Below are 22,570 nucleotides of genomic sequence, written 5' to 3' on the forward strand. Positions count from 1 at the left end.
CTTCAATACACGTCCCACAAAAATCCAATGAAAATGAGGAATAGTACAAAAAGCAAAAATACGTCAAATGCTGTTGGCAGAAGCAACGTGCGGATAAATTGCAAGCAAATGATGGGGAAAAGAACCCCTTTAATGGAACCTCGAACACGACACCACCACCGTTCCATATAAAACACCTCCTATAGTACATGTTATGAAAAACGAAAAACAGGTTATGACTAATAGGGAACCAATTATCAGCATCCTTTTGCGCTCCGTCTATTGACTCGCAGGTTGTGCGAAGGTACAATATATCGTAAATGTTATTGTTTACTTTCATAGCTGACTGATTGAAAAACGATGAACAGGATTAGTAAGCGATCGGCCCCTTACAGAGAGCAGAGCGACACGGTGCAACGCCTGCAGGATCGTCCAGCGCTGAAGTCACCTGGGAGTTGCCCATTTGAACGTATCAAGGTAATGTATGAACATTGTGTTCATCGTGTTCCTCATACGCTAGAACAGGCCGGCCGCAGCCGTTATTTGCAACTGAAGTGCCGCTCAGCAGAATCTGTATGCTTGGAAGTCTGTATATAAGAGCGGAATAAAGGTGGTACCACGGAAGATAAACCTTTCGTCCTTTGCGACGTAAGGTTTTTTATTTGCCTGCAGAAGTGAATGCATCCCTTACAAATGCCATAGTTTAGACGCTTGAGGAAGTGTTATGGGAGACAGCGCAGGGTTGTTATTCGCTTCGGTTCTATAGGCATAGTATTGTCGATTAGACACTCATGATTAAGTAACGGAGGGATTTTGATTGACAGAGAATCAAGAGCAACTGTCCATGCCAACGACGTACGATCCGAAGGCAGCGGAGCAGAAATGGTATGATTTCTGGATGAAAGGCGAGTATTTTAAAGCAGGTGTTCGCAAGGATGCTGAACCGTTCACGATCGTGATTCCGCCTCCAAACGTTACCGGCATGCTTCATATTGGTCACGCGCTTGACTTTACATTGCAGGATATTCTTATTCGCTTCAAGCGGATGCAGGGATATGATGCGCTGTGGCTTCCAGGCTCTGACCATGCTGGTATTGCAACGCAGACGAAAGTAGAGCAGAAGCTGCGCGAAGAAGGAGTAACACGCTATGATTTGGGGCGTGAAGCGTTCCTGGAACGTGTATGGGATTGGAAGGAGCAATATGCGAATACGATCCGCGAACAATGGGCGAAGATGGGGCTGTCCTTGGACTTCTCCCGTGAGCGCTTTACGTTGGATGAAGGTCTGTCCCGTGCGGTTCGCCAAGTATTTGTGAAGCTGTATGAGAAAGGGCTCATTTACCGCGGTAAATATATTATTAACTGGGATCCGGCAGCGCGCACGGCATTGTCCGACATTGAGGTTGAGTACAAGGAAGTGCAGGGGCATCTATATCATCTGCAGTATCCACTTAAAGACGGCAGCGGCTCAATTACTGTTGCAACAACTCGCCCAGAGACTATGCTCGGCGATACAGCAGTAGCGGTTCATCCAAAGGATGAGCGTTACCAACATATGATTGGCAAAATGTTGGTGCTGCCGATTGTAGGCCGTGAGATTCCTGTAATTGCAGACGAATATGTAGATAAAGACTTCGGAAGCGGTGCGGTTAAAATTACACCAGCCCATGATCCGAATGACTTCGAAATGGGACTTCGCCATCAATTGCCGCAAATAACGGTAATGGATGAGTCCGGCAAAATGAATGAGCTGGCTGGTCAATATCAAGGAATGGATCGTGCGGATTGCCGGAAACAGATCGTGAAGGACTTACAAGAACAAGGTGTGTTGATCAAAATTGAGGATCATGCCCATCAGGTTGGACACAGCGAGCGCAGTGGCGCAGTTGTAGAGCCGTATTTGTCAACACAATGGTTCGTGAAAATGAAGCCGCTCGCAGAGCGCGCAATCGAAGCGCAAAAAACGGGCAAAGGCGTTAATTTCGTGCCGGAACGCTTTGAGAAGACGTATTTGCATTGGATCGAGAATGTGCGCGACTGGTGTATTTCTCGTCAGCTGTGGTGGGGCCATCGCATTCCTGCTTGGTATTGTGAGGATTGCGGACACATTCATGTTGCAGAAGAAGATGCAACTGCATGTACATCGTGCGGAAGCAGCCATTTGAAGCAGGATGAAGATGTACTCGATACATGGTTCAGTTCTGCGTTGTGGCCGTTCTCTACGCTTGGCTGGCCGGATCAGACGGAAGATCTGAAGCGCTACTATCCAACGAACGTGCTCGTTACAGGCTATGACATTATTTACTTCTGGGTGTCCCGCATGATCTTTACGGCACTGGAATTTACAGATGAAATTCCGTTCAAGGACGTTCTGATGCACGGCTTGGTGCGTGATGCTGATGGAAAAAAATGTCCAAATCGCTTGGCAATGGCGTCGATCCGCTTGAAGTTATCGAGAAGTACGGAGCCGATGCAATGCGCTTCATGATTTCCACAAGCAGTACGCCAGGGCAAGATTTGCGTTTCCGTTGGGAACGTGTCGAGCAGGCGCGCAACTTTGCGAATAAGATTTGGAATGCATCGCGCTTCGCTTTAATGAACTTGCAGGGCGTGACCTATGAGGATATCGACATTACAGGCGAATTGGGCACAGCGGATCGCTGGATCCTTCACCGTATGAACGAGACGGCTCGTGAAATTACGCGCCTCATGGATGCATACGAGTTCGGCGAAACAGGCCGTGTGCTCAATAACTTCATTTGGGACGATCTGTGTGACTGGTATATTGAATTTGCGAAGCTCAGCTTGTATGGCTCGAATGAACAAGCGAAGAAAAAGACGCAATCTGTCCTTGCCTATGTGCTTGACCGTACAATGCGCATGATTCATCCATTCATGCCATACATCTCAGAAGAGATTTGGCAGCACTTGCCGCACTCCGGCGAAACGATAACGCTTGCGGAATGGCCTGTATACCATGCCGAATTCGAAGCGCCTGAAGCAGTCCGCGAGATGATGCTTCTTATGGATATGATCCGTGCAGTGCGCAATATTCGTGCTGAAGTGAATGTGCCAATGAGTAAGAAGGTAGAGCTGATTGTGAAGCCGGCTGATCGCACGATCGAAGCGAACATTACGAATAACCTAGAGTTCGTAGAGCGTTTCTGTGGTACATCCAAGCTGGAGGTAAGCATAGAGGCTGGTGCGCCGAACAAGGCAATGACTGCCATTGTTACTGGAGCTGAGCTGTATTTGCCGCTTGCTGGCCTTCTTGACATTGAACAAGAAATTGCCCGTCTTCAGAAAGAAGTCGAGCATCTGAACAAAGAAGTTGAACGTGTCGATAAGAAGCTTGCTAATCAAGGCTTCATCGCGAAGGCTCCTGCTTCGGTCATCGAGGAAGAGCGTGCCAAGCAGCGTGATTACAGCGAGAAGAGAGACAAAGTATTGGCGCGTATTACAGAATTAACAGAAGCGTAAACAACCTGTGCGATATGTATGGCCGATCCGGGTTTGGGCATTGCTCCTTGCCGGTTCGGCCGTTTAATGACATCTGATAAAGGATGAGGATCATGTCGGAGACAAATGAGACGGAAGCAACCGATTTTCCTTTTGTTCGGGTAGAAGACGCAATTGATTGGATCAATTCATTAATTCCGTTTGGAATCCGTCCGGGCTTGGATCGGGTAGAATTGATGATGGAGCGGTTAGGTTCTCCACACCGTCGATTAAAATTCATTCATGTCGCGGGCACGAATGGCAAAGGCTCGACTTGTGCGATGTTAACGAGTGTTTTACTTGCTAACGGGTATGATGTCGGTACCTTTACTTCTCCTTATATTGAGAAGTATACGAATCGTTTAAAATACAATAACGAGGACATTCCTGAAGAAACGCTGCTTCAACTTGTGAACAAACTGAAGCCGTTGGTGGATGAAATCGCGCAAACGCCGCTAGGATCGCCGACGACGTTTGAAGTATCTACTACGCTCGCCATTATGTACTATGCGACAGTGACGTTCCCGGATGTTGTTGTATGGGAAACCGGGCTTGGCGGACGACTTGACGTAACAAATATCGTGACTCCAATCGTATCCATTATCACGAATATCGGTCATGATCATATGGACATACTGGGGGATACTATCGAGCAGATTGCTTTCGAGAAAGCGGGCATCATTAAGCCTGGAGTTCCAGCTGTGACGACAGTAGAGCAACCAGAGGCGCTGGAGGTCATTAAGCAGGCTGCGGCCAAGAATCAATCTACTCTGTATGTCATGAACGAACAGTTCCGAGTGGAACTGCTCAATGCGGTTGAAAATGAACAGAACTTCACATTCTTTGGCCCATTCCGAACGATGGAAGAAATGTCACTTACGATGAACGGGGCTCATCAATTGAAGAATGCGGCTGCCTCATTGATGGCGCTTGAAGTGCTGCGACAATATATGGCTTTCATTTTGGAAGATACAACTACGCGAGATGGACTGAAGCGTGCTGCGTGGCCAGGACGATTAGAAATGGTATGCAAGGAACCTCGCTTGCTGCTCGATGGTGCGCATAACCCGGAAGGGGCTGCGACGCTTGCACAAGCGCTGCGGGATACGTACCAGTACAAAGGGCTTCATATTATGATGGGGATGCTGTCGACAAAGCATCATCACGATGTTCTGCGACATATACTACCTTTAGCTAATACCGTTATTTTTACAGAACCTGATTTCCGCAAGAAGATGGAAGCGGAAAGCTTACGAGATATTGCCGAGCAGGTGATGGGAGACAATACGAATCGTCCGACTATCCTTGTAGAGCCTAACTGGCATAAAGCTTTGGAACAGCTCCAGGCGATGACAGTACCAGGAGATTTAGCAGTAGTTACGGGGACTTTATATCTGATTGCAGACGTTCGTTCTTTCGTTCTGCATCGGACCGAATCTGAAAAGGGTTGGTGAGTTCGTTTTGAATACGACGGAACATATTCATTTTATCGGCATCGGGGGCTATGGGATGAGCGCCATCGCTCGTGTCATGCTGGAAATGGGGTACACCGTCACGGGGTCCGATGTGGCCGAACAGGATTTGACGGAAAAGTTACGCAAAAAAGGGGCGACTGTACATATCGGGCATGACCCAGCCTATGTTCAGAACGCAGATACAGTGGTATATTCTACAGCTTGTCCGAAGGACAATGTGGAACGGGTTGCAGCTGAACAGCAGGGTATTCCAGTTATTCACCGCTCACAAATGCTGGCACGCTTACTGAATGCGAAGAAAGGCATTGCTGTAGCAGGCGCTCACGGAAAGACAACGACTTCTTCGATGATCGCGTTTGTTATGGAGCGCTGTGGTGTGGATCCGACTTATATCATCGGCGGCGAAGTGACGAACCTAGGGACGAATGCCCAAGCAGGTAACAGCGAGTATGTAGTTGCGGAAGCGGATGAGAGTGATGGCTCCTTCTTGAATTATCACCCTCATATCGCGGTTGTACTCAATATTGAAGCCGATCATTTAGAGAATTATGGCGGAGATTTCGAACGCTTGAAAGAGGCTTATGTACAGTTTCTGTCTCAAGTAAGCGCGGATGGATGCTCTGTATTGTGTGCAGATGATCCAATTGTCGGAGCTATGCTTCCGAGCTTGGGTGCAGGTGTTGTGACATACGGCATTGAGCAAGCGGCTGATTATACAGCTACAGAGATTATCGCGGAAGATCGCGGCATGACCTTTACGATGAATCATCAAGGCAAGGCGCTTGGTTCGGTTCAACTATCTATTCCGGGTACGCATAATGTATTGAATGCAATGGCTACTATTATTGTTGCTATGCGTACTGGAATTCCATTCGAGCAGGCAGCGGCAGCCATTGTGGACTTTATTGGGGCGAAACGTCGTTTCCAAGTCATCGGTGAAGAGCAGGGCGTACTGGTTGTAGATGACTATGCACATCATCCGACAGAGATCGAAGCAACTCTATCAGCTGCCAAAGCAACAAACCGCCGCATTGTTGCGGTATTCCAGCCGCAGCGATATTCTCGAACTTATTTCCTGTTCGATCAATTCAGCCGCGCATTCGCTGGTGCGGATGAGTTGATTTTGACAGATATTTATTCTCCAGCTGGAGAGAAGCCGATCGAAGGAGTGCACTCTTCGAAGCTGGTTGAACGCATTCGTGAGAATAGTAATCGCAATGCGCAGTATATTGCGGATAAGAGTGATGCGTTGGAGCGTCTGAAATCGATCGTAAAACCTGGTGATCTGGTCATCACAATGGGAGCGGGCGATATTTGGAAGACGGCGCGTGGATTGGTTGAGGTGCTAAAATAGCAGCTTGGCAAGGAATACTCCTAAGGTCAATAAAGTCTGTATTACATGATTGTATAGAAAAGATCGAGTTCGGATGCAGATCCTCTAACTCGATCTTTTTGTTTATCCGTTTGACGCATTGAGCTTAACAGAAAACACGTTTGATCGCACGTACATCATCATATCGAATCCGTCGTATGATAGAGATTCCGCGGCGGCGTATTCGTAAGCGGAAGGAGAAAATACCTGCAAAAATGATTCTACCTACCAACACTTCGCCTGAACATAGAACGACAACTACGAGACGACCAACATTTCGTCTAACAAATCGACGAACCTCGATAGGAGACAACCCAAAATTTTGAATTCTAGCTTTTTTCACTCCACTACACCTCCTTTGTTCTTTCTTCTGTATCCTATGCTAGAGTTATGAGATGCGATAAGACTCTTGCGGCATGATATATTAAGTGTTTTTTCTAGCAATTAATTTGTGAGTTCGGTTCTATTGGAATGCAATCTAGCATAAATCTACTAATAACCAATAGGACAAGGTAGGTGTTCGGTAATGAGTAACATGAGAGCGAAAATGACATTTCGATTCGATGATTCCAATCAAGGTAAGGATAAGCTTGAACGCCAAGGGATGGAGACGAACCAGAAGAGTGAGCGTCTTACGGATTGGGAGGAGCTGTCTGATGGTACGATTGTGAATAGCATAGAGCCTGACCGGACAGGCCAGGCAGAACACGAGGAATACAGTGAGGCAATTACGGTGGAGAACCGACATATAGAGAAGGCCGAAAGTGATATTCTTCCAGTTAAACCAATACATGAACCCGTAGAGAACGAGCATGAACGAGTAGAGAGATGGATTCGTGAGACGGATCATCAGCCTGGATATGAAATTCCGAAAAACGGTTACTCTCTTTCCTCCTCTATAGAGGATCCTGCTTCCGGTTCGTTAAGCGATCAAGGGGAATTGCTATGGAATGGAGTTCATACACGCTCTCGCAAGCCCCCGGTATGGAGAGTCATAGCATCGGTTGCAGGAGCGCTTGCTACAGGTGCTTTATTCGGCTTTCTTGCTTTGTCCTTGTTCAAGGGAGAAGTGTCGATGCCGAATCCAAACAATGCTATTCCCGTATTCGCCAACGATAAACAAGGGAAAGGCGGCGAGTCCTCCGCTCATGGAACGGCAACTAATGAACAGAGTAAGGTGAAGGCAGGAGATACAACAAGCAAGCCGTCGTCTGCTGCGAGTGGAGGAGGCTCGGCTGCCACCGCTACAGGCTTGTATGTAACGGATGTAAATATACCGGAAAAAGTATTTTACATGCTGCAATACGGTGTGTTCGCGCAGGAAGAAGGGGCTCAGAAAGCAGCGTCTGAGCTAAGGGAACTCGGTATGGCTGCGATGGCGGAGAAGTCTGATCAGCATCGCGTCTATGCAGCGATAGCAACTTCGAAGGAGGATGCGATGGGATTAAGTTCGCTGCTGAAAAACAAACAGATGGAGTTATATGTACGGACATTGAATCGGCCCGCCATTGCCAAGCTGGCATTTCAAGGCGATTCTGCCTCCGTTGAGCAGTTCCTTGGTCAAAGTGATGTTGTGAATGATTGGCTAATGACGCAATCAATCGTTTATTTAGAAAAGGCAAATACAGAAGCATTCTCTCAAGAGATCACGGAACAGCTAAGAAAGGATCACCAGAAGTGGACACAGCAAATGAGCGCTGTACAAAAGGGGATCCCTGATCAATCCAAGACTTCATGGACAGAACTGGTTCAGAGCATGAACACGGCTATCAGCGCGGTGAATGAATATAATAAGCAGCCTTCATCCTCGCATTTGTGGAGCATTCAGCAGGCTGTTATGCATTATCGCAATGCGGAGGCGGCTTGGCTAGAAACGATGAAGGTTTAAAACGCGAAGCAGAAGCGGACACATTAGATTGCTCATATGGACAGAGTCCGGTAATGGACTTTGTTTTTTTCTATAACAGAACTTGTATTCGTATCGGAATAGTGAAAGGGAGAGACGAACGGATGGAAATTGGGGGTGTTGGTTGAATTACCATAAATTGTTCATCTATTTATTACAAAGATCATCATTTGAATGTTTGTTTCGACAGTCAGTTCCGCGTATAATAGAACAGTGTCAAAAAATGGCGAGGAGCGACTTCGAAAATGAGTAAATCAAAATTCGAGAGACCAACTATCGTTATGGCTTCCTCCTCTCCACGGAGACAGGAGCTTGTCCGATCACTCGGTCTTCCTTATGTGGTGCATCCAAGCGATGCTGATGAAACGGTAGCCGCTGATATGCCGCCAGATTGCATTGTTGAAACGTTGGCGCTGCGCAAGGCGAGGGCAGTAGCTGATATTCGCAGAGCAGCAGGTGAGGGTGGTATTGTTATCGGTTCAGACACTATTGTAGTGCTGGATGGCAAGGTACTGGGCAAGCCTATAAATGAAGAAGATGCGGTTCAAATGTTGACCTCGCTGCAAGGAAATGCTCACAAGGTCTATACTGGTGTAGCAATGATCGACGCAGCAGGAAAGCATACTGAGGTTGCGCATGGGGTTACAACCGTCCATATGAAGCCATGGACAGAAGAGCAAATACGTCGCTATGTTGCAACAGGCGAGCCAATGGACAAGGCCGGGGCCTATGGGATTCAAGGAATTGGCTCTACGCTCGTTACGCACATCGATGGCTGTTATTTCAATGTAGTTGGATTGCCGTTGTCGCTCGTCAGCGATATGCTGGCGACGTTCGACATCATTGTTCCGTAGCGGCGAGCTGAAATGCAATTGAAAGCGGCATGGTAAGCATGGATTGCAATTGGGTAATGAATGTGAAATGATGATTACAAGACGGTCCAAATGAACAGCGGATGCCGACAATGATATGCCTCGTCGGCGCATGATGGCGACCGGACAATCGACTATAGGGGGTTGTAAGAATGGGACATAGTCCACTTCTACGCGATCTTCCCCATGAAGAACGTCCGAGAGAGCGCATGATGCAATATGGGGCAGAATCGATAAGCCATGCTGAATTACTTGCTATATTACTGCGTACAGGTACAAGGAACGAGTCTGCTATTACGTTGGCGCAGCGAATATTGAATCAGGTAGGTCAACTGCGGCATTTGCATGATATGTCTATCACGGAATTGACTGCAATTCGTGGTATAGGGGACGCTAAGGCGCTGCAATTGAAGGCCGGATTAGAATTAGGACGCCGTATGTCGCGCTCTTGTCTGGAAGATGCCCTGCAGATACGACAGCCGCAAGATGCTGCTGATTTGCTGATGGAATCTATGCGATACTATGACAAGGAACATTTTATTTGTTTGTTTTTGAATACGAAGAATCGAATTATAGCTCAGGAAACGATTTCGATCGGCATCCTGGATGCCTCTTTGGTACATCCCCGCGAAGTGTTTAAAGCCGCTCTGAAGTGCGGTGCGGCTTCCATCATATGTGCTCACAATCACCCGAGTGGAGATCCAACACCAAGCCCGGAGGATGTTGCCCTTACAAGGCGGCTCATGGAGGCTGGGGAGATTGTTGGCATCGAACTGTTGGACCATTTGGTTATTGGCGATAACCAATATGTGAGTTTGAAGGAACGCGGGCTCATGTAATATAATGATTGAGATTGAAGGTTATAAAAAGGAGATTAACATCATGTTGGGTGGCTTTACGAAAGATTTAGGAATTGACTTGGGAACTGCAAATACATTGGTCTATGTACGCGGAAAAGGTGTCGTTGTGCGTGAACCGTCTGTGGTAGCAATCCGCACAGATTCGAAGACGATCGAGGCGGTAGGTGAAGCCGCGAAAAATATGATTGGACGTACACCGGGGAATATCCGTGCAATCCGTCCAATGAAAGACGGAGTCATTGCAGACTTTGACACAACTGCGACAATGATAAAATATTTCATTCGGCAAGCTCAGAAGCAGCGTTCGCTGTTCCCGCGCCATCCGAACGTAATGGTATGCGTGCCTTCCGGCATCACGGCCGTAGAACAGCGTGCGGTTGAAGACGCTACGAAGCAAGCGGGAGCTAGAGAAGCTTATACGATTGAAGAGCCGTTTGCGGCCGCTATCGGTGCTGATCTGCCTGTATGGGAACCGACAGGAAGCATGGTTGTTGATATTGGTGGCGGTACGACTGAGGTAGCTGTTATTTCCCTCGGGGGTATTGTGACATGCCGTTCCGTTCGCGTTGCAGGCGATGAAATGGACGAAGCAATTATTCAATTCATTAAGCGCCAATACAATTTGATGATTGGTGAGCGTACGGCAGAACAGTTGAAGATGGATATCGGTTCTGCTATGGGACTTGATGAAGAAGAAAAGATGGAAATTCGCGGCCGCGACTTGTTGACAGGTCTTCCGAAGCCACTAACGATTTCCTCGAACGAAATTACAGATGCATTGGCAGATACAGTGAGCTCAATTGTGGAAGCTGTTAAGGTAACGTTGGAGAAATGTCCTCCTGAATTGGCAGCTGATATTATGGATCGCGGTATTGTTCTGACTGGCGGCGGCGCCTTGCTCCGCAATCTAGACAAGCTGTTGGCTCGTGAAACTGGAATGCCGGTCATCGTGGCAGAGAACCCGCTAGATTGCGTAGCGATTGGTACTGGACGCGCGCTTGACAATATTCATTTGTTCAAGGGACGCAGCAGTTCAGCGCTTCGTTCCAAACGATAAGAATACGCCCATGAGGTAGTCTGATACCCGCGTCGATTCGTTCCACCGACGCGGGCATTGTTATCGCTAAGGGTTGCTGCCAAGCTTCATGCTGGCATGATGCTTGCGGGAACGACTGGATGATGGCAAGCGGGCATCATGAGCAACCTCTTTTCTGAGGGAACGAGTACCTCTTTACGATGAGAAGGTGTTAATTCTGTTTAAGCTTTTGGGGAACAAACGTTTATTTTTGATGTTGTTCGGCCTTATTTTATTTATTGCGTTGATGGGGTTTACGTTAGGCGGACGACTGAATCTTACATGGCCAGAGAAGTTTGTACATGACACCGTAACCTTTGTGCAGCAAATTTTCTATCGGCCAGCTTCTTATGTATCGAATTTCGTGAGGGATATTGGCAATCTGAAAGACCTGCATGAAGAAAACGTGCAGTTGAAGACGATGCTCGCACAATATACACGGGATAAAGCTTACTACAATTCGATTGCAGCGGAAAATAAACGGCTTCAGGACGATCTGAACTTTACAGAGCGGCAGAAGCAAATGAATTTGCCTTACAAGTACCGCATTGCACAGGTGACGTCGATTAATGTAGCGGATCCGTTCAACCAGACGCTGAACTTGAACCTTGGTTCAAAAAATGGTGTGCGTCAAGGGATGCCTGTCATTTCGACGGAAGGTGTAGTGGGGATTGTGAGCCGTGTATTCGAATTCTCCTCAACTGTTCAGCTGCTGACGAATATGGATGAGAAGGATCCGAATTCACCTGCGATTTCGGCTACTGTGCTCGGCAAGGAAAACAAGTCTTTCGGCATAATTGAGTCTTATGATCATAGTAGCGGTACGTTCTTAATGACACGTATTCAAGAGGATGATGAACTGGAGGAGGGGGATACAATTGTATCGTCTGGCCTTGGAGGTTCATTCCCGAAAGGTCTCGTTCTTGGGCAAGTTGTATCACGGCAAGTAGGGGATATTGGGTTAACGCATTCCGCAACTGTTAAGCCTGCTGCAACTTATCGCGACTGGCGTGAGCTGTTCATTGTCATCACACCAGATATGAATGAGACTGGGAAAGAGGCGCAGCAATGAATCGAAACTGGATGATCGTATTCATGTTCATTCTCTTCCTGATGGAAGGATCGCTGCTGCCTGTATTAATTCCAGATGCATGGCAAGGACGGATTGTGCCGCAGTTGGTATTCATCGTAATCCTGTATCATGCCGTATATCATCATCGGCATGCTGCATTGATGATGGGATTGGGATTCGGGTTTCTGCAGGATATTGTATATTATGGACATATGCTGGGCCCGCATACATTTAGCATGGGGCTGCTCGGATATTTGACGGGATTGCTTTTTGCGTCCCGCCACACAGCCATGATTTCGATGATGATCATTTCAGTATTCGGCACCTTTGCCTATCAGACGATGCTATATGCGGCCTACCGGCTGTTTGGCTTGCATGGAATGACGTTCGAATATGCAATATTCGATTTTATGATTCCGAGCCTGATTGTGCAGCTTATATTTTCGTTGGCCATATATGTTCCGATGCGAAGATGGTTCGACCATTTATCTGGGAAGAAATCTACCGAAGATGAACAGGGGTGATAGCCGTCTTGGAATTGTTTCCAGACGGCTTGTGCCTTTTTATGATCCTGTATCAGAAATTGTATGTTGAATACGTAATACATGTGCTTGTAACAAAGCAACTCTCATAAAACAAAGCCCGTTCGAAGAAACAGACAATTATGAGGGAATTTCTTATGTTTCAACACGGTATTGCAGGAACTTTCCTCTTCCATCTCGAAAAAGATAAAATTGGGGAGGGACCTTTCATGACGGCCAAGCCACTGGTAACGATTAAAGGCACGAAGGACGGCCTAGTGTTCCTGCTTGACGATAAGTGTGAATTTACAGTCTTGTTGGGTGAATTGCGCGACAAGCTTGAACATACACCGCATTTTTTCGACGGGCCAATTGTTTATGTCGATGTCAAGTTAGGAGCCCGTGCTGTGACAGACGAGCAGAAGACAGAAGTGCTGGGCGTGCTGCGGCAGCAAGGGAATTTACTCGTACGTTCGATTGAATCTATTGTGGATAAGAAGGCGGAGCAGAAGGGGTATCATATCGAAACGAGAACCGGTATGGTACGTTCCGGACAGGTGCTGCGTCACGAAGGAAATTTATTGTTTTTAGGGGATGTCAACCCTAGCGGAATAATTGTATGCACAGGCGATGTATTTGTCCTGGGGGCACTGCGTGGAACGGTTCATGCAGGAGTAGAAGGAGAACTTTCCGCTGTCATCGCGGCCTCGTTATTTGCACCGACGCAATTGCGCATAGGTGAAATCATTAGCAGACCGCCGGATGAATGGGGGGTTACTCAATCGCATATGGAGTTTGCTTATGTGCATGACAATGTCATGCAAATTGATAAAATCTCGCAGCTTCATCGCGTTCGCAAGGACATCAATATGTTCAAAGGAGTGTAGGAGGATGGGAGAGGCAATCGTCGTCACTTCGGGCAAAGGCGGCGTCGGTAAGACGACGACATCCGCGAATATTGGTACCGCGCTTGCTTTGCTCGGCAAAAAGGTGTGTATGATCGATACAGATATCGGTCTTCGCAACCTAGACGTCGTGATGGGGCTTGAAAATCGTATCATCTATGATATTTGCGATGTTGCGGATGGCCGTTGCCGCTTGAATCAAGCGCTTGTCAAGGACAAGCGGTTTGATGAATTGTATATGCTGCCTGCAGCACAGACAAAGGACAAGCTGGCAGTGTCGCCAGAGCAGGTTAAGGATATCGTTCTGGAGTTAAAAAAGGACTTCGAATATATTATCATTGACTGTCCGGCAGGTATTGAGCAAGGGTTTAAAAATGCAATTGCCGGCGCAGATCATGCTATCGTCGTTACGACACCTGAGAATGCAGCAGTTCGTGATGCTGATCGAATTATTGGGCTTCTGGAGAATTCCGAAGTCTCCTCGCCGAAGCTGATTGTAAACCGGGTTCGTGCCAATATGATGAAGAAGGATGGCGGAATGCTCGAGTTGGACGATATTTTGCAAGTGCTCAATATCGATCTGCTCGGCGTGGTTCCTGATGATGAATTGGTTATTAAAGCCGCTAACTCTGGGGAGCCTACGGTCATGAATCCGGATGCTCCTGCTGCTGTGGCTTATCGCAATATCGCGCGCCGCATCCTAGGGGATACAGTGCCGCTTATGCCGCTTGAGCAGAAGAAGGGCGTGCTGAACCGCGTGAAGAAGTTTTTTGGAATGGGATGATTAATCAGTGCTGAACAAGCTGAAACGAATTGATTGGATAATAGTCAGTATTTTGCTCGTGTTTTCAATATTCAGCCCACTGGTCATCTTGAGTGCAACGCATGGAGATGCGACGTTTAGTGATACCTCCATGATGATGAAAACGATCATATTTTATGTGATCGGCTTCATCCTTATGTTTGCTGTAGCACTGTTCGATTATCGGCTGTTATTAAAAAGCTGGCCCATTTCGATGGGAATCACAATCGTGCTTCTCGTAGGCGTGTTTTTCTTTGGGGCGAATATAAACGGTGCTGTTGGCTGGTATAAGCTCCCCGGAGGGCAGACCTTCCAGCCTGCTGAGCTTGCGAAAATTACGCTCATCTTCGCGCTCGCGCAATTGCTAGGGAGAAGGGACGGAGATCCGCTAACGTTTACGAAGGATTTGCTTCCAATCGGACTTATAACGCTACTTCCATTTGGACTGGTTGTTATTCAGCCTGACCTCGGTAACGCCATTATATATATCGTTATTCTAATTGGGATGCTGTGGATCGGAGCTGTTAAATACCGGCATGTTCTTGTGGCCCTCATTTGTGTGGCTGTCTTAGGGGGAGCAGTGTATGCTTCGTTTACGACCTTCAACAAAGAAGTGAAGGATTTCTTCGTCTACAAGCTCGAGAAGAAACATTGGTATGAACGGATTAATACGTTTATTAACCCAGACGATGCAACGGATGATGCGAAGCATCAGTCCAACTATGCGATGATTGCCATCGGCTCTGGCGGCCTAAGCGGCGACGGGTATTTGAAGGGCGAGCTGAAGCAGCGCAGCTTCATACCATATACGTACTCGGATGCTATATTCGTCGTAATTGGCGAAGAATTCGGTTTCCAGGGCTCAGCCCTACTGCTGCTGTTATACTTTCTGATGATTTACAGGATGATTCTCATTGCCTTCCAGTGCTATGACCTGCGGGGATCCTACATGATTATCGGTATCGTGTCGATGTTCGTGTTCCAAATTTTCGAGAATATAGGGATGATGATTGGCTTGATGCCAATTACCGGGATTACATTGCCATTCATCAGTTATGGCGGTACATCGCTCCTCTTAAATATGATTTGTATTGGACTGGTCATGAGCATACACATCTATCAGGAAAAATATCAAATAGAGCCTTAATTAGGTCTGGCTTGAGCCAAGGTCTTACTATACACAGATTGCAGCTGCGGCGGCAGCATGTCCATAACGGACGTGCTGCCGCTTTTTCGTACAACCGCTTGTTCTCTAGTTCGCTGTTCATATATGCTGCGGGCTTGTCATACATATGGGATAAGCACCTCATTAAGTCGGTTAAAACTTGCATACTTGCTGATGAATTGGGTTAAGAAGGGATGAGACAAGCATGAAAGAGGACATTCGACGTCGAAGACAGGAGCGAATCCGAGACATTCTAATTGCTGAAGAAGTAAAACGCAAGTCGCATGCGGTGGAAGATGTGGATGGAATATCGTCTCCGCCTGCCTTTGTTCACCCTGAAGTGGTGTTGAGCTATCCCTCCGCAACGGTTGACAATAAAAACATAGAACAGCTCGAGGACTACGAATCGAGCCGGAGGTCTCAATATGACCCTGAGCAGCAGTGGAAGCTGAACCGAACACAATGGAATGAGCGTTATGGATGGGAGGAACCTCCTTCAAGGGGAGGCAGTGTGTGGCGTTCTTGGCGTTCCAGACTTCTTGTATCTATTCTGTTGTTCGCTGCTGCTTACGGAATTACATCCTTCCCGGCTGAGTGGAATGCACCAATACGGGCCTGGATACAATCGTCTCTCCATGACGAAATGGATATGCGGCCGATTGCGGCCTGGTATGAACGAACCTTTGCTGGAACACCTGTATTCATCCCTTTGTTTCCACAAGATAAGGAATCTACGAAGACTGTACAGGCCGCTCATTCCTATCCGCCTCCGATTAAGGGGCAGATTGTGCAACCTTTTGCTATGAATTTAAGGAGCGTCGCTATTGAACCTGATGATTCTAATGGTACAGCGATCGAAGTTCAGAATATCGCTACTGGTAAAATTGAACAAGTAACAACAGATGAGAAGAACGGCATCACGGTAGTCGTTCAGCATGCTGATGGTCTAGTGTCGGTATATGGTGGACTTTCATCCAGCTCGGTTCAAGTAGATGACTGGCTTGAGTCTGGTGCGACCATAGGCACGATTCAGGGCAATGGAAAGTCTGCAGGGATAGGCACTAATCCCGTGCTTACCTTTGCCATGCAGCAGCGCGGAGTATATATTGACCCGGCGGATGTGATACGACTTGATTAAATGGGGTGGAACCACCTATTCGCTTCATCCATTATTCATCATTCTCATGGCTGCAGCTGCTGTTACAGGTTATATGTACGAACTGCTTACCTTATTTGCAATTGTTTTTATTCATGAATTAGGACATGTTGCTTGCGCCAAAGCATTTGGCTGGAGCATCACTGAGGTTAAGCTGCTTCCATTCGGGGGGATGGCAGAGACCGAGGATGGGGCCCTGTCTCCTGCATGGCAAGAGTGGGTAGTAGCGATAGCTGGCCCCGTGCAGAACGGACTCATGATACTCATTGCGTTGTATTTGAAAACGATGGGGTGGTGCAGCCCGGAATGGGCAGATGGATTTATTCAGGCGAATGCTTTTATTGGATTGTTCAATTTGCTGCCGATCCTCCCGCTTGATGGCGGCAGAATGATGCAAGCTGCGTACTCACTATGGATGAGTTACCATCGAACACTGTTGATTGGTGCCCGGATCAGTCTTGGCTGTAGTGTGATCATGTTGTTATACAGCATGTATCCGTTACTGACAGGCGGCAAGCTGAATCTTAATCTCATGATGATGGCGTTATTTTTGATTTGGACCAACTGGGAGGAACATCGAAATATCCCTTTTCGCTTCGTACGCTTCCTTATGCATCGCCCAACAAGATTGCGAGAGTGGGAACGGGCGGTGACATTAGGACGCCCGATTGTAACAGAAGGCGGACGCTCGTTATCACGAATTGTGCGTCTGTTCCGAAGAGATGATTATCATTTTATATACGTAGTAGGCGATGAAGGGCGAATTGTACGGATCATGCCAGAGCAGCAGCTAATCGATGCTTTTTTTGAAGAGCCGCCGCCTCGCAATAGTATAAAGGAGTGAACCAAGGTGTGCGGTTTTGGCTTAGTTTACTGCTTTACCAAGCTTATAGAATTAAATTGAGGATCGAAAAAGATTTTTTCTGGTCTGTTCCATAAACCGGCATGTTCACCGTATCCTGCTTCATGTTACAATGGATGATGACGCGCTGTAGTAGAGGTGATACCATGAATCAGATGATTGTTCACTGTGAGGAACAGGTGACGCAGATGGCGTTGCTTGAACATGGTCGGCTCGTCGAATTTGCAGTCGAACGTGCAACTGGCACAACGCTGGTCGGCAGTTTATATAAGGGGAGAGTAGTGAATGTGCTTCCTGGAATGCAGGCTGCGTTCGTGGACATCGGACAGAAGAAGAATGCATTTTTATATGTCGATGATTGTTTGCATCCTCATTTGGAGAAACAACCTAAGCAAAAACCGCCGATAACAAGCCTGCTGCGTGTCGGACAGGAGCTTATCGTGCAAGTAATGAAGGATCCGTTAGGCAGCAAAGGCGCTCGTGTTACGACGCACTATTCGCTGCCTGGCAGATATTCGGTGTTTATGCCATATGCTGATTATATCGGTGTATCTAAGAAAATTGAGCAAGAATCGGAACGCAGTCGTTTGAAACAGCTTGCTGACCAGCTTCGCCAAGACGAAGAGGGAATGATTATTCGTACCGTTGCTCAAGGCGAATCAACTGAGACGCTCGAGGGGGATATTGAATCACTTCGCAAGCTGTGGGGGGATATCGGTATACGTGCCAAGGAGGCTCAGGCTCCCACTTTGCTGCACCGTGACTTAAGCATGGTGGAACGGCTTGTTCGTGATGCATTCTCGCGCGAGGTTGATCAGCTGCTCATTGATGATGTCCGCCAATTGAAAAAGGTTCAGTCGTTTGTTCGTTCGTTTGCCCCTGATTTGGAAAATCGAATTCACGTATATAAGGACAGCGAGCCGCTATTTACTCGTTACCGGGTTAAAGATCAACTGGACAAGGCCTTTCAGCGCAAGACATGGCTGCAAAGCGGAGGGTATCTTGTATGGGATCAAACGGAAGCGCTGACTGTTATTGATGTGAACACGGGAAAATATACGGGAACAAGCGATTTGGAAGAAACCGTATTTTTAACGAATCTGGAGGCGGCGGAAGAGATTGCGCGTCTTATTCGTCTTCGCGATATCGGCGGCATTATCATTGTTGATTTCATCGATATGGTAACGGAAGAACATCGAGTACGTGTTGTAGAACGATTAGAGACGATGATGCGGAAGGATCGCACTAAGTGTCTGGTTGTTGGCTGGACGAAGCTTGGTCTGATGGAACTGACACGAAAAAAAGTTCGTGCACAGGTTATGCATCAATTGTTCCACACTTGTCCCGAGTGCGAGGGGAGCGGGGTAGTTCCCTCTTCTCTTTCCGAACGGGGAACGGAATTTATACGTTGATTTTTATGACGAACTATGCTAAGATCTACGGGTATGTGTAAAGTCTAGTGCTGCACATGCTGTAACCGCTCCAGACAGGTATAAGAGTGAAGCCATGCTTTACCACCTGATTTAGGCGAGTCTGAGACATGAGGAGGTGCAACACAATGTACGCAATTATCGAAACAGGTGGCAAGCAGTACAAAGTTCAAGCAGGTGATGTATTGTACATCGAGAAGCTGAACGCTGCTGAAGGCGAAAGCGTGACATTTGACCGTGTATTGGCAGTATCCAAGGACAACGGTTTGGTCACAGGTACTCCGGTAGTATCCGGTGCTACTGTTACGGCGAAAGTTGAAAAGCATGGAAAAGGCGCGAAAATTGTCGTGTACAAGTACAAAGCGAAAAAGAACTACCGTCGTAAGCAAGGTCATCGTCAACCATATACAAAAGTGACGATTGAGAACATTCAGGCGTAAGAGGGTGCCATATGATTCGCATTACTATACGGCGCAAGCCGGATCGTTCAATCGAGAGTTTCTCCATTGAAGGACATGCGAATTATGCTCGCCACGGAGAGGATATCGTATGTGCGGGAGTCTCTTCGGTATCGGTGGGCGTGGTGAACGCCATTGAAGCATTGACAGGCATTGAGCTTGATTGCGAGATGAAGGATGGCTTTTTGAGCGGACGTGTTCCGCACATTGGACAGCCTGATATCGAAGCTAAGGTTCAATTGCTGTTGGAGTCGATGATCGTCAGTTTGTACACGATCGAAACTTCATACGATTCGTATCTTCAAATAGAAGACAATTAAGTGAGCAAGGAGGTAGACTATAATGTTGAAACTGAACCTTCAGTTGTTCGCATCCAAAAAAGGGGTAGGTTCCACAAAGAACGGCCGTGACAGTATCGGTCGCCGTCTTGGTGTGAAGCGCTCCGACGGTCAAGTAGTTACTGCTGGCAGCATTTTGGTGCGTCAACGTGGTACGAAAATTCACCCAGGTAACAACGTGGGCATCGGTAAGGACGACACTCTGTTCGCAAAAGTGGACGGCGTTGTTAAGTTCGAACGTTGGGGCCGCGATCGCAAAAAAGCGAGCGTCTACCCGGTTGAAGCTGCACCAGTTGCAGCAGCTGTGGAGAACTAAGACGACTGAAAACCCTCGGCTTGAGCCGAGGGTTTTTTTAATGATAAGAGTGACGAGATTCCTCAGTCATACAAAGAGCTTTCCTTGTAAATATGGCAGCTCGTTCAAAACTGTAGTTACACAGCAGAGGGCTGTCTCGTTAGAGGTTGCGCCTCAACATTTCCTTTTTAACCTGCTTACGATTTCCCGCATATCACCGCACTTCAAGCGGTCCGCATGCTTTCTAAATTCTATTGAGATTTGGAATGATTTATGTAAATCCTTTAATTCTTAGTATGATTTTGTTTGGACGTGATTTCAGGCACATGATATACTGAAATTCGGGGAGTTTGTACATAACTGGAAATGTGTGAGTATCGGGGAGCGAAGGGATGAATAGGACAAGCTTATGGATCGGCTGTTGTTTTGCTGTCGCTGCAGTTAGCGCAACAGCGATCATTGGTTGCAATATGCACATCGGATGGCGTATTGGACTCACATTCGTTATGGCTGCCAGTATTGGCGCAGCATTTTGGCTGTTCTCGCGACAACTGAAGCGACGAAGTGAAGAAATGCTTCAAGACGCCCAATTATCCGCAATTCAATTAATGAATCATCAGCGTCATGATTGGATGAATGACTTGCAGCTTCTGTATGGATATGTTCGTTTGAAAAAATACGATAAATTACCGGACTGCGTGGAAACAATAAAGGAAAGAATGGCGGAGGAAAGCCGTATTGCCAAGCTTGGTCTTCCGGAACTTATTATGTTTTTAATGCAGCACCGTACCTCTGGAGGTACGATGCCGCTTAAGGTAATAATTCCAGAGCCGCTTGAACTCGACCGATTGAACCTTACGGTGGATGCCGTCCGCTTGACGAATATGATTGTGGAGTCAGTTCACACGTTCCGCTTCGCATCCAAGGAGCAGGGGGATGCTTATTGTCCGCTGCAGCTTGCGATATGGTGTGAACCGAACCAACTTAACATTCAATATCAATTAGAGGGTAAACTGCTTCGGCCGGGCGAAGTGGCCGAGAAGCTGAGACGAATTGCGATGGAACGCGGCGTGCGGCTGGAGCAGTTGTCGGCGAATCAACATGATGGGCAGGATGCCTACCATATAGTCGTGCCATGCAGTGCATAATGAGGTGACAGCATGTTTGTAGATAAGACGAGGATTTATGTAAAAGGCGGCGACGGAGGCGATGGAATCGTCTCGTACCGCAGGGAAAAATATGTGCCAATGGGTGGACCCGCTGGCGGTGACGGAGGAAATGGCGGCGACGTTATTTTCCGTGTTGATGAAGGGTTGCGTACGCTTGTAGATTTCCGTTATCAGAAGCATTTTAAGGCTGACCGTGGTGAGAAGGGCCGGAATAAGAGCCGGCATGGGGCGAATGCCGAGGATATGATTGTCCGCGTTCCGCCTGGAACAGTAGTCATCGATGACGATACGAAGGAAGTTATTGCAGACCTGACACGTCAAGGGCAAGAAGTTGTTATCGCGAAGGGCGGTCGAGGAGGCCGGGGTAACATTCGTTTTGCGACAGCAAATAATCCTGCGCCAGAGCTTGCTGAACGTGGAGAAGAAGGACAAGAGCGCTGGGTTATTCTTGAGCTGAAGGTTATGGCTGATGTAGGCTTAGTCGGATTCCCGAGTGTTGGCAAGTCGACGCTCCTTTCCGTTGTGTCTTCGGCACAGCCGAAGATTGGCGCGTATCATTTTACGACAATTACACCGAACTTAGGGATGGTCGATGTTGGAGAAGGACGCAGTTTCGTAATGGCCGATCTTCCAGGATTGATCGAAGGTGCTCATACGGGGATTGGACTAGGTCATGAATTCCTTCGTCACGTTGAGCGTACCCGTATCATTATCCATGTCGTTGATATGGCTGGCACTGAGGGGCGAGAGCCATTTGACGACTGGGTGAAGATAAACGAGGAATTGAAGCTGTACAACGAGAAGTTGGCCGAGCGACCTCAAATCATTGCAGCCAATAAAATGGATATGCCCGAAGCGGAAGAGAACTTGGCAATATTCCGTGAGAAAGTTCGTGAGATGACGGGAAGCGATATCGAAATTATGCCAATCTCTTCACTTACACGCCAAGGGATTCAAGAGCTGCTTTATAAAGCAATGGATATGCTTGAAGCTTTGCCTGAGGCGCCTGAAGTAGAAGAAGTTGCAGAGGTTGAAGAACGTAAAATTTACCGCTTTGAGAAAACGAAACACGATTCAGAATTTACAATTCGTCGCGAGAACGATACATTTGTTGTCGAAAGCGAAGCGGTTGAAAATATGCTGAAGCGTATGCAAATGAACTCGCATGATGCTATTTTGCGTTTTGCACGTACGCTTCGCCATATGGGAATCGACGAAGCGTTGCGGAAGCGCGGCGCAACGGATGGAACGATTGTGCGCATTGCTGACTTTGAGTTTGAATTTGTCGAAGGCAGCAGCTACTATTGATTGCCTACTGTATCAACGATGGAACGCCAGATCCTATATTGGGTCTGGCGTT

The 22,570-nt window shown here is 47.4% G+C and carries 21 protein-coding genes, 1 pseudogene and 2 other annotated features; of the genes and pseudogenes, 20 read left to right on the forward strand and 2 right to left on the reverse strand.

Annotated elements, in window-relative coordinates:
* Window positions 1–2 precede the first annotated feature (2 nt).
* Complete coding sequence (locus tag PAV_RS35285; RefSeq protein ID WP_005547353.1) at window positions 3–167, reverse strand: hypothetical protein; 165 nt, start codon at window positions 165–167, stop codon at window positions 3–5.
* 163 nt (window positions 168–330) lie between these two features.
* Window positions 331–624 (forward strand) — a binding site (T-box leader).
* Window positions 625–823: 199 nt separating this feature from the next.
* On the opposite strand from PAV_RS35285, the pseudogene PAV_RS14275 reads away from it, so the two are divergent.
* From PAV_RS14275 to murC, 3 genes and pseudogenes are all read left to right on the forward strand, one after another.
* Window positions 824–3,459 (forward strand): annotated as a pseudogene (locus tag PAV_RS14275) (valine--tRNA ligase).
* A gap of 92 nt (window positions 3,460–3,551) precedes the next feature.
* Entirely contained in the window at window positions 3,552–4,931 is a 1,380-nt protein-coding gene (locus tag PAV_RS14280) for a bifunctional folylpolyglutamate synthase/dihydrofolate synthase (protein WP_005547355.1), read from the forward strand.
* 7 nt (window positions 4,932–4,938) lie between these two features.
* Window positions 4,939–6,306 carry a UDP-N-acetylmuramate--L-alanine ligase gene (gene murC / locus PAV_RS14285; RefSeq protein ID WP_040735977.1) on the forward strand — a complete coding sequence of 456 codons (1,368 nt, stop codon included), beginning with the start codon at window positions 4,939–4,941 and terminating at the stop codon, window positions 6,304–6,306.
* 124 nt (window positions 6,307–6,430) lie between these two features.
* On the opposite strand, the gene PAV_RS33445 is transcribed toward murC, so the two are convergent.
* The gene (locus tag PAV_RS33445; RefSeq protein WP_005547360.1) at window positions 6,431–6,667 is read right to left on the reverse strand and encodes a hypothetical protein; all 237 of its coding nucleotides are present in this window, start codon (window positions 6,665–6,667) and stop codon (window positions 6,431–6,433) included.
* A 183-nt stretch (window positions 6,668–6,850) separates the two neighbouring features.
* Between PAV_RS33445 and PAV_RS14290 the strand changes: the two genes are divergently transcribed.
* The 17 genes from PAV_RS14290 (at window position 6,851) to obgE (ending at window position 22,518) form a co-directional block, all read left to right on the forward strand.
* Window positions 6,851–8,212 (forward strand): SPOR domain-containing protein, encoded by a 1,362-nt coding sequence (locus PAV_RS14290; RefSeq protein ID WP_005547361.1) that lies wholly within the window; start codon window positions 6,851–6,853, stop codon window positions 8,210–8,212.
* 263 nt (window positions 8,213–8,475) lie between these two features.
* A complete protein-coding gene (locus PAV_RS14295; RefSeq protein WP_005547364.1) occupies window positions 8,476–9,084 on the forward strand; it encodes a Maf family protein in 609 nt (202 codons plus the stop codon).
* Window positions 9,085–9,254: 170 nt separating this feature from the next.
* Window positions 9,255–9,941, forward strand: a complete 687-nt coding sequence (gene radC / locus PAV_RS14300; RefSeq protein WP_005547366.1) for a RadC family protein — start codon at window positions 9,255–9,257, stop codon at window positions 9,939–9,941.
* 43 nt (window positions 9,942–9,984) lie between these two features.
* Window positions 9,985–11,019, forward strand: coding sequence for a rod shape-determining protein (locus tag PAV_RS14305; RefSeq protein ID WP_005547368.1), 1,035 nt, complete (start codon window positions 9,985–9,987; stop codon window positions 11,017–11,019).
* Between the two features lie 187 nt (window positions 11,020–11,206).
* Window positions 11,207–12,109, forward strand: a complete 903-nt coding sequence (gene mreC, locus PAV_RS14310; RefSeq protein WP_040735979.1) for a rod shape-determining protein MreC — start codon at window positions 11,207–11,209, stop codon at window positions 12,107–12,109.
* Window positions 12,106–12,633, forward strand: a complete 528-nt coding sequence (gene mreD, locus PAV_RS14315) for a rod shape-determining protein MreD (protein WP_005547373.1) — start codon at window positions 12,106–12,108, stop codon at window positions 12,631–12,633. Before mreC ends, mreD begins: the two co-directional genes overlap by 4 nt.
* Window positions 12,634–12,860: 227 nt before the next feature.
* The gene (gene minC, locus PAV_RS14320) at window positions 12,861–13,517 is read left to right on the forward strand and encodes a septum site-determining protein MinC (protein WP_040736033.1); all 657 of its coding nucleotides are present in this window, start codon (window positions 12,861–12,863) and stop codon (window positions 13,515–13,517) included.
* Between the two features lie 4 nt (window positions 13,518–13,521).
* The gene (minD, locus tag PAV_RS14325) at window positions 13,522–14,319 is read left to right on the forward strand and encodes a septum site-determining protein MinD (protein ID WP_005547377.1); all 798 of its coding nucleotides are present in this window, start codon (window positions 13,522–13,524) and stop codon (window positions 14,317–14,319) included.
* Between the two features lie 7 nt (window positions 14,320–14,326).
* Entirely contained in the window at window positions 14,327–15,484 is a 1,158-nt protein-coding gene (locus PAV_RS14330) for an FtsW/RodA/SpoVE family cell cycle protein (RefSeq protein ID WP_005547378.1), read from the forward strand.
* 223 nt (window positions 15,485–15,707) lie between these two features.
* Window positions 15,708–16,640 carry a M23 family metallopeptidase gene (locus PAV_RS14335; protein ID WP_005547380.1) on the forward strand — a complete coding sequence of 311 codons (933 nt, stop codon included), beginning with the start codon at window positions 15,708–15,710 and terminating at the stop codon, window positions 16,638–16,640.
* On the forward strand, window positions 16,633–17,502 hold the full coding sequence (locus PAV_RS14340; protein ID WP_005547382.1) for a site-2 protease family protein: 870 nt from the start codon (window positions 16,633–16,635) through the stop codon (window positions 17,500–17,502). The genes PAV_RS14335 and PAV_RS14340 overlap by 8 nt, the downstream gene beginning before the upstream one ends.
* Before the next feature lie 164 nt (window positions 17,503–17,666).
* Complete coding sequence (locus tag PAV_RS14345; protein ID WP_005547384.1) at window positions 17,667–18,932, forward strand: Rne/Rng family ribonuclease; 1,266 nt, start codon at window positions 17,667–17,669, stop codon at window positions 18,930–18,932.
* 53 nt (window positions 18,933–18,985) lie between these two features.
* Window positions 18,986–19,065: a sequence feature (ribosomal protein L21 leader region), on the forward strand.
* Between the two features lie 13 nt (window positions 19,066–19,078).
* A complete protein-coding gene (gene rplU / locus PAV_RS14350; RefSeq protein ID WP_005547385.1) occupies window positions 19,079–19,390 on the forward strand; it encodes a 50S ribosomal protein L21 in 312 nt (103 codons plus the stop codon).
* Window positions 19,391–19,401: 11 nt separating this feature from the next.
* Window positions 19,402–19,728, forward strand: a complete 327-nt coding sequence (locus tag PAV_RS14355; protein ID WP_005547386.1) for a ribosomal-processing cysteine protease Prp — start codon at window positions 19,402–19,404, stop codon at window positions 19,726–19,728.
* A 22-nt stretch (window positions 19,729–19,750) separates the two neighbouring features.
* The gene (gene rpmA / locus PAV_RS14360) at window positions 19,751–20,062 is read left to right on the forward strand and encodes a 50S ribosomal protein L27 (RefSeq protein WP_005547387.1); all 312 of its coding nucleotides are present in this window, start codon (window positions 19,751–19,753) and stop codon (window positions 20,060–20,062) included.
* Between the two features lie 371 nt (window positions 20,063–20,433).
* Window positions 20,434–21,189 (forward strand): Spo0B domain-containing protein, encoded by a 756-nt coding sequence (locus PAV_RS14365; RefSeq protein WP_005547388.1) that lies wholly within the window; start codon window positions 20,434–20,436, stop codon window positions 21,187–21,189.
* 12 nt (window positions 21,190–21,201) lie between these two features.
* Complete coding sequence (gene obgE / locus PAV_RS14370; protein WP_005547389.1) at window positions 21,202–22,518, forward strand: GTPase ObgE; 1,317 nt, start codon at window positions 21,202–21,204, stop codon at window positions 22,516–22,518.
* Window positions 22,519–22,570: the final 52 nt, after the last annotated feature.

Source organism: Paenibacillus alvei DSM 29, from assembly GCF_000293805.1.
Lineage (GTDB): Bacteria > Bacillota > Bacilli > Paenibacillales > Paenibacillaceae > Paenibacillus_B > Paenibacillus_B alvei.

What these genes read in the sequence shown, in the direction of transcription:
- PAV_RS35285 (WP_005547353.1), bottom strand. Translation starts at nt 167, where the DNA reads ATGGAACGGTGGTGGTGTCGTGTTCGAGGTTCCATTAAAGGGGTTCTT.
- PAV_RS14280 (WP_005547355.1), top strand. Translation starts at nt 3,552, where the DNA reads ATGTCGGAGACAAATGAGACGGAAGCAACCGATTTTCCTTTTGTTCGG.
- PAV_RS14290 (WP_005547361.1), top strand. Translation starts at nt 6,851, where the DNA reads ATGAGTAACATGAGAGCGAAAATGACATTTCGATTCGATGATTCCAAT.
- PAV_RS14295 (WP_005547364.1), top strand. Translation starts at nt 8,476, where the DNA reads ATGAGTAAATCAAAATTCGAGAGACCAACTATCGTTATGGCTTCCTCC.
- radC (WP_005547366.1), top strand. Translation starts at nt 9,255, where the DNA reads ATGGGACATAGTCCACTTCTACGCGATCTTCCCCATGAAGAACGTCCG.
- PAV_RS14305 (WP_005547368.1), top strand. Translation starts at nt 9,985, where the DNA reads ATGTTGGGTGGCTTTACGAAAGATTTAGGAATTGACTTGGGAACTGCA.
- mreD (WP_005547373.1), top strand. Translation starts at nt 12,106, where the DNA reads ATGAATCGAAACTGGATGATCGTATTCATGTTCATTCTCTTCCTGATG.
- minC (WP_040736033.1), top strand. Translation starts at nt 12,861, where the DNA reads ATGACGGCCAAGCCACTGGTAACGATTAAAGGCACGAAGGACGGCCTA.
- minD (WP_005547377.1), top strand. Translation starts at nt 13,522, where the DNA reads ATGGGAGAGGCAATCGTCGTCACTTCGGGCAAAGGCGGCGTCGGTAAG.
- PAV_RS14335 (WP_005547380.1), top strand. Translation starts at nt 15,708, where the DNA reads ATGAAAGAGGACATTCGACGTCGAAGACAGGAGCGAATCCGAGACATT.
- PAV_RS14345 (WP_005547384.1), top strand. Translation starts at nt 17,667, where the DNA reads ATGAATCAGATGATTGTTCACTGTGAGGAACAGGTGACGCAGATGGCG.
- rplU (WP_005547385.1), top strand. Translation starts at nt 19,079, where the DNA reads ATGTACGCAATTATCGAAACAGGTGGCAAGCAGTACAAAGTTCAAGCA.
- PAV_RS14355 (WP_005547386.1), top strand. Translation starts at nt 19,402, where the DNA reads ATGATTCGCATTACTATACGGCGCAAGCCGGATCGTTCAATCGAGAGT.
- rpmA (WP_005547387.1), top strand. Translation starts at nt 19,751, where the DNA reads ATGTTGAAACTGAACCTTCAGTTGTTCGCATCCAAAAAAGGGGTAGGT.
- PAV_RS14365 (WP_005547388.1), top strand. Translation starts at nt 20,434, where the DNA reads ATGAATAGGACAAGCTTATGGATCGGCTGTTGTTTTGCTGTCGCTGCA.
- obgE (WP_005547389.1), top strand. Translation starts at nt 21,202, where the DNA reads ATGTTTGTAGATAAGACGAGGATTTATGTAAAAGGCGGCGACGGAGGC.